Annotated in this window: 19 protein-coding genes; 8 read left to right on the forward strand and 11 right to left on the reverse strand. The window is 62.7% G+C overall.

The window, feature by feature from the left end; translation table 11 throughout:
* The first annotated feature begins 211 nt into the window (after positions 1 to 211).
* From AB7828_RS08135 to AB7828_RS08145, 3 genes are all read left to right on the forward strand, one after another.
* The gene (locus AB7828_RS08135; protein WP_184519612.1) at positions 212 to 625 is read left to right on the forward strand and encodes a MarR family winged helix-turn-helix transcriptional regulator; all 414 of its coding nucleotides are present in this window, start codon (positions 212 to 214) and stop codon (positions 623 to 625) included.
* Between the two features lie 72 nt (positions 626 to 697).
* Complete coding sequence (locus AB7828_RS08140; RefSeq protein ID WP_176454532.1) at positions 698 to 856, forward strand: DUF5993 family protein; 159 nt, start codon at positions 698 to 700, stop codon at positions 854 to 856.
* 7 nt (positions 857 to 863) lie between these two features.
* A complete protein-coding gene (locus AB7828_RS08145; RefSeq protein WP_120292238.1) occupies positions 864 to 1,412 on the forward strand; it encodes a disulfide bond formation protein B in 549 nt (182 codons plus the stop codon).
* Between the two features lie 52 nt (positions 1,413 to 1,464).
* On the opposite strand, the gene AB7828_RS08150 is transcribed toward AB7828_RS08145, so the two are convergent.
* Positions 1,465 to 2,379, reverse strand: a complete 915-nt coding sequence (locus tag AB7828_RS08150; protein ID WP_441229887.1) for a hypothetical protein — start codon at positions 2,377 to 2,379, stop codon at positions 1,465 to 1,467.
* Between the two features lie 140 nt (positions 2,380 to 2,519).
* On the opposite strand from AB7828_RS08150, the gene AB7828_RS08155 reads away from it, so the two are divergent.
* Positions 2,520 to 3,182: an HD domain-containing protein gene (locus AB7828_RS08155; RefSeq protein ID WP_441229888.1), complete on the forward strand. Its 663-nt coding sequence runs from the start codon at positions 2,520 to 2,522 to the stop codon at positions 3,180 to 3,182.
* Between the two features lie 9 nt (positions 3,183 to 3,191).
* Here the strand turns inward: AB7828_RS08155 and AB7828_RS08160 are convergent, their stop codons facing one another.
* Positions 3,192 to 3,698: a cytochrome P460 family protein gene (locus AB7828_RS08160; RefSeq protein WP_439064095.1), complete on the reverse strand. Its 507-nt coding sequence runs from the start codon at positions 3,696 to 3,698 to the stop codon at positions 3,192 to 3,194.
* A gap of 11 nt (positions 3,699 to 3,709) precedes the next feature.
* Positions 3,710 to 4,714: an alpha/beta fold hydrolase gene (locus AB7828_RS08165; protein ID WP_439079946.1), complete on the reverse strand. Its 1,005-nt coding sequence runs from the start codon at positions 4,712 to 4,714 to the stop codon at positions 3,710 to 3,712.
* A gap of 255 nt (positions 4,715 to 4,969) precedes the next feature.
* On the opposite strand from AB7828_RS08165, the gene AB7828_RS08170 reads away from it, so the two are divergent.
* Entirely contained in the window at positions 4,970 to 6,550 is a 1,581-nt protein-coding gene (locus AB7828_RS08170) for a winged helix-turn-helix domain-containing tetratricopeptide repeat protein (RefSeq protein ID WP_441229889.1), read from the forward strand.
* Positions 6,547 to 7,038 (forward strand): peptide deformylase, encoded by a 492-nt coding sequence (locus AB7828_RS08175; RefSeq protein ID WP_439061690.1) that lies wholly within the window; start codon positions 6,547 to 6,549, stop codon positions 7,036 to 7,038. The genes AB7828_RS08170 and AB7828_RS08175 overlap by 4 nt, the downstream gene beginning before the upstream one ends.
* A gap of 15 nt (positions 7,039 to 7,053) precedes the next feature.
* On the opposite strand, the gene AB7828_RS08180 is transcribed toward AB7828_RS08175, so the two are convergent.
* Together AB7828_RS08180 and AB7828_RS08185 are read right to left on the reverse strand one after the other, a co-directional pair.
* Positions 7,054 to 7,344, reverse strand: coding sequence for a hypothetical protein (locus tag AB7828_RS08180; protein ID WP_441229890.1), 291 nt, complete (start codon positions 7,342 to 7,344; stop codon positions 7,054 to 7,056).
* Positions 7,337 to 8,086, reverse strand: coding sequence for a DUF899 domain-containing protein (locus AB7828_RS08185; RefSeq protein ID WP_441229891.1), 750 nt, complete (start codon positions 8,084 to 8,086; stop codon positions 7,337 to 7,339). The genes AB7828_RS08180 and AB7828_RS08185 overlap by 8 nt, the downstream gene beginning before the upstream one ends.
* Positions 8,087 to 8,208: 122 nt before the next feature.
* Here AB7828_RS08185 and AB7828_RS08190 point away from each other — a divergent pair, with 122 nt between their 5' ends.
* A complete protein-coding gene (locus tag AB7828_RS08190) occupies positions 8,209 to 9,429 on the forward strand; it encodes a helix-turn-helix domain-containing protein (RefSeq protein ID WP_441229892.1) in 1,221 nt (406 codons plus the stop codon).
* Between the two features lie 30 nt (positions 9,430 to 9,459).
* Entirely contained in the window at positions 9,460 to 10,098 is a 639-nt protein-coding gene (locus AB7828_RS08195) for a Vgb family protein (RefSeq protein WP_093761512.1), read from the forward strand.
* A gap of 30 nt (positions 10,099 to 10,128) precedes the next feature.
* Here AB7828_RS08195 and AB7828_RS08200 read toward each other — a convergent pair whose 3' ends face one another.
* The 6 genes from AB7828_RS08200 to AB7828_RS08225 form a co-directional block, all read right to left on the reverse strand.
* A complete protein-coding gene (locus AB7828_RS08200; protein ID WP_441229893.1) occupies positions 10,129 to 10,728 on the reverse strand; it encodes a YdeI/OmpD-associated family protein in 600 nt (199 codons plus the stop codon).
* Positions 10,729 to 10,755: 27 nt separating this feature from the next.
* The gene (locus AB7828_RS08205; protein ID WP_441229894.1) at positions 10,756 to 11,415 is read right to left on the reverse strand and encodes a TenA family protein; all 660 of its coding nucleotides are present in this window, start codon (positions 11,413 to 11,415) and stop codon (positions 10,756 to 10,758) included.
* A gap of 12 nt (positions 11,416 to 11,427) precedes the next feature.
* Positions 11,428 to 11,655: a hypothetical protein gene (locus AB7828_RS08210; protein ID WP_441229895.1), complete on the reverse strand. Its 228-nt coding sequence runs from the start codon at positions 11,653 to 11,655 to the stop codon at positions 11,428 to 11,430.
* 56 nt (positions 11,656 to 11,711) lie between these two features.
* Complete coding sequence (locus AB7828_RS08215; RefSeq protein WP_441229896.1) at positions 11,712 to 12,122, reverse strand: SRPBCC family protein; 411 nt, start codon at positions 12,120 to 12,122, stop codon at positions 11,712 to 11,714.
* The gene (locus AB7828_RS08220) at positions 12,119 to 12,442 is read right to left on the reverse strand and encodes an ArsR/SmtB family transcription factor (protein ID WP_068731116.1); all 324 of its coding nucleotides are present in this window, start codon (positions 12,440 to 12,442) and stop codon (positions 12,119 to 12,121) included. The genes AB7828_RS08215 and AB7828_RS08220 overlap by 4 nt, the downstream gene beginning before the upstream one ends.
* Before the next feature lie 128 nt (positions 12,443 to 12,570).
* On the reverse strand, positions 12,571 to 12,915 hold the full coding sequence (locus AB7828_RS08225; RefSeq protein WP_116664620.1) for a Lin0512 family protein: 345 nt from the start codon (positions 12,913 to 12,915) through the stop codon (positions 12,571 to 12,573).
* Positions 12,916 to 12,971 lie beyond the last annotated feature (56 nt).

Here is a 12,971-nt window from a genome sequence, read left to right on the forward strand (position 1 = left end):
CTCTCCACCGGGCTGGCGGAAGAACCTTGGTCAAAATTACATATTGCGATAACTAATATCGCGATATGTTTATTGGCTTGAGCAGGCCGCCTTGTCCATATTTATTTATCGCGATATACGTTATTGTGATATCGACGTGAGGAGAGTTGCCGTGGTGCCCGCCGACATTCCGCTGGATCACCAGCTCTGTTTTTCGCTCTACAGCGCCAGCATGGCCATCGGCCGCGCCTACAAGCCGCTTCTCGACGCGCTTGAGATCACCTACCCGCAATATCTCGTGCTGAGCACATTGTGGGAGGGCGGCGCACAGAGCGTCGGCGGCATCGCCGACCGGCTGGCACTGGAATCGAGCACGGTCACGCCGCTGGTGAAGCGGCTCGAACAGGCCGGCTTCGTCGCGCGCAAGCGCAATCCGGACGATGAGCGGCAGGTCGTCGTCAGCCTCACTGCCAAAGGCGTGGGTCTGCGCGAAAAATCCCGCTGCCTTGGCGAGACGTTGTTCGCCGCAGCCGGCATGACGCCGGAACGGTTGATCGCCCTGAACAGCGAGGTCCATGCCTTTCGCGATGCCGTGGCCAACTACACCGGCAAAACAGGTGCGACCGTGGCGGAGAGTGCCGACTGACGTAGATGACACACGACAGGGCGCCAGCGAATCTGTCGTAAGATGCCGGACACATTCAGCGCCGGAGCGACCATGGAATTCACTGCACTTTTCCTGGCGATCGCCATCACCATGCTCGTCGCATGGTATGGCAGCCGCACGCTCGCATTCTCTCTGTTCGCCGTTGTGCTGATCGCCTGCGTGGCGACCTTCCTGCACCACGCCACCGACGCGCTGAAACTGTCGTTTTGAGGCCATCATGACCTCACAGCGCGCTATCGCCCTCAACGTCCTCGCACTCTACGCCCTCGCCGCGCTGCTCGCGGCCGCCTTTGCCGCACAGTTCATTTTGGGCGAACTGCCCTGCCCGCTATGCCTGCTGCAGCGGATCATGTTCGCGCTGCTCGCCATCGGCCCGATCCTCAACATTCGCTTCGGCCCGCGCCCCAGCCACTATGCGCTATCACTGCTCGCCGCCGTGGTCGGCGCCGCCGTCTCAACGCGGCAGGTGCTGCTGCACATCACGCCCGGCGATCCCGGCTTCGGCACCGCGCTGTTCGGCTATCACTATTACACCTGGGCACTGATCGGCTTCGTCGCGGCGATCGTGCTGCTGTCGCTGGTGCTGCTGTTCGACCGGCAATTCGAGAAGGACCCCGCTGCTCACTCGGCGCCCAGCGTGATCGCGCATGTTGCCGTCTGGCTCGTGATCGGCCTGACGGCTGCGAACATCGCCTCGACCTTGCTCGAATGCGGCTTCAAGGCCTGCGCGGATGATCCCGTGGTGTATGAGTTGCTGAAGCGATAGCGGCGTCGTTCCCCGCGGGTGCGAGCGACCTTACAAATGCGTTGCTGGCACGTCAGGACGACCAACCCGCATTGTCGTAAATCTCTCCGAACGTCTGAACCGCGATACAGTTGACTCCCATCGACTCCAAGAAAAAGAGCTTTCCGGCCTGCCTGTCGTCGGACATATCGTTTTTGTAAACATACCAAGCTGGATGAAAGCGCTCGCGAAACTTCTTGAAGTACTTGGCACGCTCAATCAGAAGCCAGCGCAGAAAGACTTCGTTTTCTTCAAGAGCCAAACCAAAGATGAGCAAGGGCTTGTTGAACACAACATGCACCCAGGTATTCGCACCTGCCCAATCGCGACGATCCTTTGCTCCGAAGAGAGGGGCGCCGCCGCTGTGATGAAGCCAAGTCCGGGCTCGCTGAACTGACCCCATATAGTGACTGAGTCCCAGGCGAATGCTTCGCTTGTATTTTACCATCCCGTTGATGTGCCAAACGCCAAAAGAAGCACAAGGATTTATGATAGCCGTTTGGCTAAAGTGACACTCCCACGGGTAGTAGCTCGTGAATTTCGGATTTTTCGGACGCCAGAACTGTGCATTGACAGCATCGCCCAACACTTGATCGAAGTTCGTTGTGAGCACTGGAGTACGGTGTCGGACTGCCCAGCTCATGATCTTCCGGTGATGTGGGAGTACATCCCAACCGTCCAGGAGCGCACAAAATTTCTCCTGCAGAGCACCGATCTTACTCCCGGACAAGAGCTCCAGCACATCATAAAATTCTGTAAGCGTCGTGCCAGGTGGTACCTCGACAAGCCCGGGCGAGCACTCTTGAGCAATCTCAACGAGCAGCTGATCCCAGGAATTTACACGTTTCGATTCTACGTATCGGTGGATGCCGTTTCCGATGATCAGAGCCAAATTATCGATGCTCTGCTCAAGCAAGGCGCTAAGGCTGTTGACGGGGTTATTGGCCACAATTCCTCATGATGCTGCTTCGGCGATAAAACGGCATACACACTCAGCCTTGCCGCCTGAGTTCTACCCGTTCGCAATCCGAATCTAATGACATCAAAACACGCTTGGCAATGCTCGGAGGCCAATCTAACAACGACGCCATGACTGAGATCACCGGTATCACTGCCGCCTTCGCTCCGTTCGAAACGCTGGCGTCGTCGCTTCTACATCACGTCAAGACCGATGACGGGTCGCATGACGTCGCGCATCTGGCGCGTGTCTGGTCCAACGTCCGCACCATCCAGGACGTCGAGGGCGGAGATGCCGAAATCCTGGCGGCAGCGACGCTGCTGCACGACTGCGTCGCCGTCGAGAAGAGCTCACCGCTCCGCGCCAGTGCCTCGCGCCTCGCTGCCGAACACGCGGTGACCCTGCTCGCCCCGTTCGGCTGGACGACCGAGCGGCTCGAGCGCGTTGCTCATGCCATCGCGGCGCATAGTTTCTCGGCGAAGATCACACCTGAAACGATCGAAGCGCAGATCCTGCAGGACGCGGACCGGCTGGACGCCATGGGCGCCATCGGCATCGCGCGCTGTTTTTACACCGCCGGGCGGATGCAATCCTTCCTGTACGATCCCGAAGATCCCGCTGCGCGGCATCGCGCCTTTGATGACCGCAATTTTGCGATCGACCATCTGCCGGCGAAACTGCTGACGCTCGCGGACGGCTTCAACACCGCCACCGGCCGACGCATGGCGCAGGAACGCCACGCGCGGACCGAGGCTTTCCTGACGGCGTTTCTGGCCGAGGTCGGCGTCTCGTGACGTGGGCGCTTACGGCGCCCACTTCGTGAACACGTAGTCCCGCTCCTTCACGCGTGCCTCGTGACACGCAAAGCAGGTTTCGTGCTGCGCCTGATCCACCGGCTTGCCGTCGATGAAGCGGCCGAAGCCCCAGCCGCCTGACGCGGGGTATTTCTTCGAATCCTTCACCATGACCTGAACCGTGGTCGCGGCGCCGGGGATCGAGGCAGATTCGAATTCCGGCGACTGGGTGTGCTTCCAGGCGAGCTTCACCAGCACCGTGCCATCGGGAAACGGGAGCTGGCCGTCCCGATAGGCTTTGACGGCGATGTCGTTGCCGACCACGGCGCGCAATTCATTCAGAGGCTCGGCCTCCTGCGCCGGCGCGATCAGCTCCCATTTGCGGTAGCCATCGGGAAGCCCGACGCCGTAGATCGGCGACAGGTTGGCGGGACTGACCGTGTTGGCGGCAAAGGCCGCCACCACCACGGATGACACCACGCCTGCCGCGAGGCTTGCTGCGAGGATCCAGCGCATTGCCTACGTCCTCAGCGTGCCATCGCGTCGGCATCAATGATCGCCTGGGCGAATTCACGCGGTGCTTCCTGCGGCAGGTTGTGACCGATGCCACCATTCACCGTGCGATGCTCGTACTTGCCGGTGAACTTCTTCGCATAGGCCTTGGGATCGGGATGCGGCGCGCCATTGGCGTCGCCTTCCATGGTGATAGTCGGCACCGAGATCACCGGCCCCTGCGCCAGCCGCTTCTCCAACTCATCATACTTCGCCTCGCCCTGGGCGAGTTCGAGCCGCCAGCGATAGTTGTGGATGGTAATGGCGACGTGATCGGGATTCTCGAACGCCTTGGCCGAGCGGTCATAGGTGGCGTCGTCGAAATTCCACTTCGGCGAGGCGAGCTTCCAGATCAGCTTGGCGAAGTCGTGCCGGTACTTGTCATAGCCGAGCCGGCCACGCTCCGTGGTGAAGTAGAACTGGTACCACCATTCCAGTTCAGCCTTCGGCGGCAGCGGCATGCGGTTGCCCTCCTGGCTGCCGATCAGATAGCCGCTGACGGCGACCAGCGCCTTGACGCGCTCGGGCCAGATCGCAGCGAGAATATCGGCGGTGCGGCCGCCCCAGTCGTAGCCGCCGACCACCGCCTTCTCGATCTTCAGTGCGTCCATGAACGCGACGATGTCAGTGGCGAGCGCCGCCGGCTGGCCATTGCGCACCGTCGCGTCGGACAGGAAGCGCGTGCCGCCATAGCCGCGCAGATACGGGATGATGACGCGGTAGCCGGCCGAGGCCAGCAGCGGCGCGACATCCACATAGCTATAGATGTCATAGGGCCAGCCGTGCAGCAGCAGCACAACGGGGCCGTTGGCCGGGCCGTCCTCGGCATAGGCGACACTGAGGTCGCCGGCATTGATCTGCTTCAGCGGCTTGAACGACGTATGCGTGCCGCGCTTGATGGCCGGGAGCTGCTTGCCGGCCTTGGCGGCCTGCGCCGCGGCGGAGCCGATGCCGCCGAACTGAGCCGCGGCGATGCCCATGAGCGCCGCGCCCAGCAGGCTGCGGCGGTTGAAGTGACTGGTGTCGCGCTTGTCATTCGTCATGGTGCAGGTCCTCCGGGCAATGACGGTTGAGGCCGTCGATGTGCGGACCATGCCGCGGTACCGGCATCCTCGCTTGAAGATTTCTCCGATTTTCTCTTGAGAAGGCCATGATTTATCGTTGAGACGGGGTGTGCTAGGGGACGCTCCTGCGCACAAAGCCTTGGCGCGACAACAGGTATTGGACCCCCTATCTTGCTGTTCCGGTTCGACGAATTCGTCCTCGACACTGACCGGCGGGAGCTGCGGCGGGGCACGAATACGGTGGCGGTGGAGCCGCAGGTATTCGATGTGCTGGAATTCCTGATCCGTGCGCGGGACAAGGTCGTCAGCCGTGACGATCTGCTGGCCGAAGTCTGGCATGGCCGCATCGTGTCCGAGGCGACGCTCAGCAGCCGGGTCAATGCGGCCCGCACGGCCATCGGCGACAATGGCGAGCAGCAGCGGCTGATCCGCACTTTACCGCGGAAGGGGTTTCGCTTCGTCGGCGAGGTCATCGAACAGACCGACAGCCCCTCTCCGCCCGTGGTGACAACGCCCGCAACTGCACTCCTGCCCGCTACCGCCGATCCCGCAGGTTTGTCGATCGCGGTGCTGCCCTTCACCAATATGAGCGCCGACCCCGAGCAGGATTATTTCGGCGATGGCATCGCCGAGGAAATCATCACCGCGCTGTCCCGCTGCAGCGGGTTGTTCGTGATCGCGCGCAATTCGTCCTTCACCTACAAGAACAAGCCCGTCGACATTCGGGAGGTCGGCCGCACGCTCGGCGTCAACTACGTACTCGAAGGCAGCGTCCGCCGCGCCGGCGAGCGGCTCCGCATCATCGCGCAATTGATCGACGCCCGCTCCGGCGCGCATCTGTGGGCTGATCGTTTCGATGGCGCCCGCAGCGACGTGTTCGACCTGCAGGACCGCATCACCGAACAAGCCGTCGCCGCCATCGAGCCGACGCTACGCATCGCCGAAATCGAACGGCGCAAGCACAGCCGTCCGAACAAGACCGATGCCTATGACCTGCTGCTGCGCGCCTCCGGATTCGAACACGACTTCACGCCCGAAAGCATGACCGCGGCGCTGGATTGCCTGCATCAGGCTCTGGCCATTGATCCGGCTTACGCGCCCGCGATGGCAGCGGCCGCCTATTGCCATGCGCAGCGACACTTCCAGGGCTGGATCAGCCCGGACGACGCCCATCGCAGCGAAGGCCTCGCGCTGGCGCATCGCGCCATCGAGCGGATGCCGAACGATCCGCAGATCCTCTGGATGGCGGCGTTTGCGATCTGGAATCTGGCAGAGACGCAGACCGCCAAGGACGCTGCCATTGAGCTGTTCAGCCGCTCCCTCGCGATCAATCCAAACTCCGCCACTGCACTCGCACTGGCCGGATGGATCGAGACCATGCGCGGACAGCAGCAGGCCGGCCGCGCTCTGCTCGATCGCGCACGACGTTTGAACCCGCTGGATCCGCACGGCTGGTTCGTCTCCGGTGCGCTGGCCATCGCCGCGATCATCGACGAGAACTATCCCGAAGCGATCAACTGGGCCGACAAGGCGCTGCTGCAGAATCGGCGTTTCGCCGTTGGACTCCGCGCGCTCGCCGTGGCGCTCGTGAAAACCGGCGCGCACGAACGTGCAGCGCAGGTAGTCGAGGAACTGCTGACCATCGAACCGGAGCTCACGGTCTCCGCTTTCTTTGCGCGCATCCCCGTCCCCGTCGAATCCATGGCGAAGACCTATGCGGATGCGCTGAAGGCTGCGGGACTGCCGGAATGACCATCCGCCCTATCGTCCGCTATCCCAATCCGCTTCTCGCGCAGCCGGCTGCTGATGTCACCGTGTTCGACGATGCGCTGCGCGCGCTCGCTGACGATCTGCGCGACACCATGCATGCCGCTCCTGGCATCGGCATCACCGCGCCGCATATCGGCGTATCCCTGCGCGTCGTCGTGCTCGATCTCGGCGATGGCGCCAAGACCTATGTGAATCCGGAGATCGCATGGGCCTCGCCCGAACTGATCATGCATCAGGAAGGCAGTGTCTCGATGCCCGGTGTGAATGACGACATCCAACGTCATGCGCGTATCCGACTCGCCTATCAGGATATCGACGGCAATACACAGCTCGAAGAGTCCGACGGCCTGCGTGCGGTTTGCCACCAGCACGAGATCGACCAGCTCAACGGCATGTTCTGGATCCAGCGCCTGTCGCGCCTCAAGCGCGAGCGGCTGATCAAGCGGTTCGAGAAGTTGCCGCGCGCCTGAAGCGCGCGACAACCGTCACGTCCGCCACTGCGATTGGCGGCATCGGCCGGATATCAGCCTGAGCCAGGGCACGGTATGGAACAAGCTCATGAAGGCATACATCATCGCCATTCCACTCCACGGCGATGAACGCGACGTTGAACACAGTAGGTCCGGCGAACTGCCATCGAGCACACCCGTCAGCAGCGCCATCAGTGCGAAGGCCGGTGCGGCTGCAAGGCATAGCCAGTCGGCGGCCGGCGCAAGGCTACCCATTTTCCAGCGATGGGCCTTCGCACGATTGACGTCGTCGATGGCGCTACTCATCGGTCTTCCGGAACGTTGCCTCTCCTGCGTCCGAGACCTCAACCCATTTTTTGTCGGGTGCGGCGCCGGCGACATAGCTGTCGTGCCAGTTCCACCATTTGTAGGTCGGAGTCTGCGGATAGCCTTCGGGCGAGTCCTCCCAGACCTCCTGGCGGCCGAGCGGCGTCGCGTCGAGATAGCTCCAGGTGGTCCCCATCGCCTCGTCGCCGCGGCTGTTGATGAAATAGGTGCGGAACACGCGGTCGCCGTCACGGAAGAACACGTTATGGCCGTGCCACTCGTCGACACCGAAGTCGGCGTCGAAACTGTCCGTGATGGTGACCCAGGGCATCTCCCAATCCATCCGCGCCTTCAGGCGTGCGATATCCGCCTGCGGTGCCCGCGAGGCATAGACGAGCGTGGTATCGCGGGCATTCAGATGCGCAAGGTGGGCGACCTGATCGGCCCCCAGCGAACAGCCGCGGCAGGCGTGATCGGGCCAGCCGAACACGCCGGGCTCGAAGAAGGCGCGGTAGACGATCAACTGACGGCGGCCGGCGAACAGATCGCGCAGGCTGACCATTCCGCCAGGCCCCTCGAACGCATAGGCCTTATTCACTTCCATCCACGGCATCCGCCGGCGCTCGGCAGCGAGCGCGTCGCGCGCCCGCATGACAGCCTTCTCCTTCACGAGCATGTCCGTTCGCGCAGCCTCCCATGCCTGCGGTAACACAATCGGTGGTGTTTTCATCGGTGCCGTCATGGTCTTCTCTCCACTTTCGTCCATCGTCATGCGTTGCCGGCACGACTTGCCGGTTGATCGTCGTGAGGTAGATTAGGATCCGGCAATGGACGGGTGGGAGTGACAAGTGTGGCGGGATTTGAATGGACTCCCTGATCACCGCCGCAGGTCATGCGCTCGCGGCGGGTGATCCGCTCGGTGCCCTGAAGCGTGTTGCATTGCGTGATGACGCGCCGGCGCTTGCGCTACGCGGCATCGCAATGGCGCAGCTCGGCGATTTTGCACGCGCGAAGGATCTCGTGAAACGGGCCGCGCGTGCCTTCGGTGCGAAGGAACCCGTGGCGCGTGCGCGGTGCATCGTCGCCGAGGCCGAGATCGCCCTCGTCTCGCGCGATCTGAACTGGCCCACCAAGACGCTCGACGCCGCGCGGCTCACACTCGACGCCCACGGCGACCATGTGAATGCGGCCTATGGCGGCTATCTCGACGTCAGGCGCCTTCTCTTGATCGGACGTCTCGACGAAGCCGAGCGAAAGCTCGGCGCGCTCGATCCCGCGCCTCTGCCGCCCGCCTTGCGTACGGCTCACGCGCTGGTCGTCGCCGGCATCGCGATGCGCCGCCTGCAGGCGAAAAAGTCACGCGCCGCGATTGCCGACGCGCAGCGTGCCGCCAGGCTTGCCTGCATTCCGGCGCTAACGGCCGAAGTGGACACTGCGTCCCGGCTCCTCGACGCTCCCGCTGCGCGTCTGATCGCACGTGGCGGCGAACGCGTGTTGCTGCTCGACGATGTCGAGGCGTTGCAGAATTCGAAAGCCATTGTCATCGATGCGTGCCGGCATGTCATCCGCTGCCAGAAGACAGAGCTGTCACTGGCCACCCGGCCCGTCCTGTTCGCCCTCGCCCGCGCACTTGGCGAAGCATGGCCTGCGGATGTTTCGCGCGAGACGCTGCTGGTACGCGCATTCCGCGCCAGACATGCCGATGACTCGCATCGCGCGCGGCTCCGCGTCGAGATGGGACGGCTGCGCAAACTGCTTGCGCCGCTGGCCGAGGTGAACGCGACCAAGCCCGGTTTTGCGCTGGTACTGCACCGAGCCCGCGACGTCGTCGTGCTGGCGCGGCCGGTCGAGGAAGAACACGCCGCAGTGCTCGCGCTTCTCGCCGATGGAGAAGCCTGGTCGAGCTCTGCACTGGCGCTCGCGCTCGATACCAGCCAGCGCAGCGTTCAGCGGGCACTCGACGAACTGGCGGTAGAGAATAAGGTGCAGCCGCTCGGTCGCGGTCGAGCACGCCGCTGGACGTCGCCATCCCTGCCAGGACTCGCGACGATGTTGTTACTCCCGCCGCCCCTGCCGGATCACTAGGGTCATCGTCACATCATCAGGGAGAGTTACATGACCAACTCAGCAGCCGAAATCATCCGCGAATATGGCCCCTTCGAGGGTGTCGACGGCGTGCACGGCGTCACCTATGACGGCACGCAGGTCTGGTTCGCATCCGGCGACAAACTCCATGCCCTCGATCCCGCAAGCGGCAAGACGGTGCGCTCCATCGACGTCGCCGCTCACGCCGGCACGGCATTCGACGGCAAGCATCTGTTCCAGATCGCCGAGGACCGTATCCAGAAGATCGATCCGGCGACCGGCCGCGTGCTGAATACCATCCCTGCGCCCGGCGGCGGTGCCGACTCCGGCATGGCCTGGGCCGAAGGCACGCTGTGGGTGGGACAATATCGCGAACGCAAGATTCACCAGATCGATCCCGACACTGGAAAGATTCTGCGCACCATCGAGAGCAACCGCTTCGTCACCGGCGTCACCTGGGTCGACGGCGAACTCTGGCACGGCACCTGGGAAAACGACGAGAGCGACATCAGGCGCATCGATCCGCAAACCGGCGAAGCGCTGGAGAAACTCGCACTGCCGGCAGGCAGTGGCGTCTCCGGCCTCGAGTCGGATGGTGCCGATCAGTTCTTCGCCGGCGGCGGAGCCAGCGGCAAGGTACGCGCGATCAGGCGGCCGAAGCGGAAGTGATCGGTAGCGTGAGCCGCGTCCCGTCGCGGCTCACTTCTTCCCCTGTGGATAGATCGTCTCGCCCTTCTTCAGCATCTCGACGAAGGCCGCAATCCGCTTCTTGCGGCAGGCTTCAGTCTTCATGTTGTGCACCCGAAATGCCAGCGAGAAGCGGTTCTGGGCGCTGAGCTTGGCCAGCATCGCTTTGGCTTTCGGCTCGGCGTCGATCGCGGCCTGCAGATCGGCGGGGATCGCCATGTCCTTGCCGCTCCCATAGGCGCGATCCCAGCGACCATCACTTTTCGCAGCCTCTACATGGACGAGGCCGTGTTCGGTCATGCGCTCCTCTTCAATGAGGCGCGCAATATTGTCGACATTGATCTTGCTCCAGACGCTCTTTTTGCCGCGCGGTGAATAGCGCTGCAGAAAGCTGGTCTCGTCCACCCCTTTGCGGATGCCGTCGATCCAGCCCCAGCACAGCACAACATCGATCGCCTCCTTCGGCGTGATCGAGGCGAGACCAGATTTCAGCTTGTGAATCTTGATCCAGACCTCACCGGCCTTGTCGTGGTTCTTGCCGAGCCATTTATAGAAGGCGTCGGCGCTCTTGAACTCGCGCACATTCGCGGGATCGACTTTGACGGGTGCCATGCTCTGTCCTGACCGCTGCGCGCCGCACTAGCGCGCGTCCAGCCCCATCTGCCAGAAATCGGCTTCCAGGCGCGACGCCTGGCCGAACAGTTTGGCGAGCTCCGTAAAGCGGCGCTCGGTCATCGCACGCGCGGCGAGATCGTCGAGATGGCGGCGTGCTTTCATCGCGATATCCTGATAGGCCTCGCCGGCATATTCGCCGATCCATTCGCGATACGGATGATCGCCGAGCGCGTCGGCACCACCCGGCGCAAGCTTCTTGCCGATCTCGGCATAACCGATCACGCAGGGCGCCAGCGCCACATGCAGATCGAGCAGGTCGCCGGCAGCGCCGCAGTCCAGCACGAAGCGCGTATAGGCCACCGTTGCCTGCAGCTCGGGCGCGGCCTCGATGTCGGCGGGCGACAGTCCCCAGCGGCCGCACAGTTTTATGTGAAGCTCCATCTCGCCGAGAATGGCCGCAAGTCCGCCTTGGGCCGCTTTCATGTCATCAAGCGAGCGGCTCTTGTACGTCGCCAGCGCATAGGCGCGCGCGAACTGGATCAGGAACAGATAGTCTTGCACCAGATAGGTGCGAAACGCGGGCTCAGGCAGCGTGCCGGCGCCGAGTTGGCGGACGAAACTATGATCGACATAGCTGGACCAGTCATCGGCCGCAGCTGATTTGAGACGATCAAAAATATCCATGCGCATTCCAGTTCACGCGTTCATCCGTCCACTGCCCTGCGTTGCTCTACGCCACTTTGCGGCATAGGGCAGCACGAACATATAGAGACCGCTGAACATCAACAAAAACAGCGGTGGCAGCGGCGAGAAGGTCACCCAGGCTGGCGGCTCGCCAAATCCGCGGGCAGCGAAATTGGCGATGACCGTCAAGGTAAAGGCCAGCGACAGCCAGCGGTGTGCGTATCTGATCCATAGGCTCATGTTGAGTGACCCTCAGTGCAATGCGGAAGTTGCGTGAGATTCTGCGTCGGCCGAATTCAGTCCAATCGCGCCAGAAGCTGCTCCATCGAAGCCAGGAATCGCGGCCATCCGAACTTGGCGCCCTGATAGGCCTGCTCCTGATCCGGCCGGAAGCCGATCTGCTCCATCCGCAGCAGTGTCCCGTTGCTGGAAGGCGTAAGGGTCCAGGTCACGACACTCTCGAGACCCAGGGCCTCCCACGTGTAAGCGAGCTTTTGGTTCGGCTCGACTTCCGTGACCCGGCAAGCGACCACGCCCCAGTTTGCGCTCAGATCAAAACGATGCCCGAGGACGGGCTGGAAATCGTTTTTCATCAGCCACTCGGCGATCAGATGCGGCTGGGTCAGCGCGCGCCAGAGCTTTTCCGGCGCATGGCCAAATTCCCGCTCGACGACGACAGAACGTGTTTCGGCTGCAATATTGGTCAATTGTCCATCCTCTTCAGCAGTTGTTCGAGATCGTCGAACCGGCTCTCCCAGAACCCGGCCATCTGGCTGGTCCAGTCGAGCAGCGGCGCCAGGGCCGCGGGTTGCGATCGATAATGTGTCTGACGGCCGCTCTGGCGATCGAGCACCAGTCCCGCCTGCTTCAGCACGCCGAGATGCTTGGAGACCGCCGGCTGCGAGACGCCGGCTTGCGCGGTCAGTGCCGCGACGGTCTGCTCCCCGTCACGGCAGAGCCGTTCGAAGATCGCGCGCCGGGTCGGATCGGCGAGCGTCTTGAAGAGCACATCGAAGGTGTTTGGCATCGCAATCCATAACCCGTCAGCTATCGATTAGATCAATAACCGGCGAGCTATGGATTGGTCAAGCGCAAATTGGATGGAGGGAGTTTTCGGGATCGCGGAAAGCGCGGGCGTCGTCCGAGGCGGCCGATCTACTTGCCGTCGTCGAGGCTCACCAGCACCGCCGCATTGGCGATGAGGATGCCGTCGCCGCCGCTCTCGGCCGGAATGTCGAGGCCGCCTTTGACCGCGGTCACGGTCACGGTGCCGTAAGGCAATTCCTTCGCGACCGCCGCCGTGTCGACGTCGTCCGGATTCGGCACCGCGACGGTCACATCGACAAACATGTCATGCGGCGTCTTGCCGACCATCCGGAAGAAGCCAACGCTGGAATGGCGGATCGCGTCCGACACCGCGCGTTTCGCAGCCTTGGTAGCGTCGCGGCCGTGGACGTCGACCCCCATGCCCATCTCGGTGATACAGCGCACACGTGCCATTAGTTGTCCTCTTCGCTCATCCAGAATTGTGTCGATGCCGAGTTAAGCAATCTCGC

The organism is Tardiphaga sp. 215_C5_N2_1 (genome assembly GCF_052076055.1).
GTDB lineage: Bacteria > Pseudomonadota > Alphaproteobacteria > Rhizobiales > Xanthobacteraceae > Tardiphaga > Tardiphaga robiniae.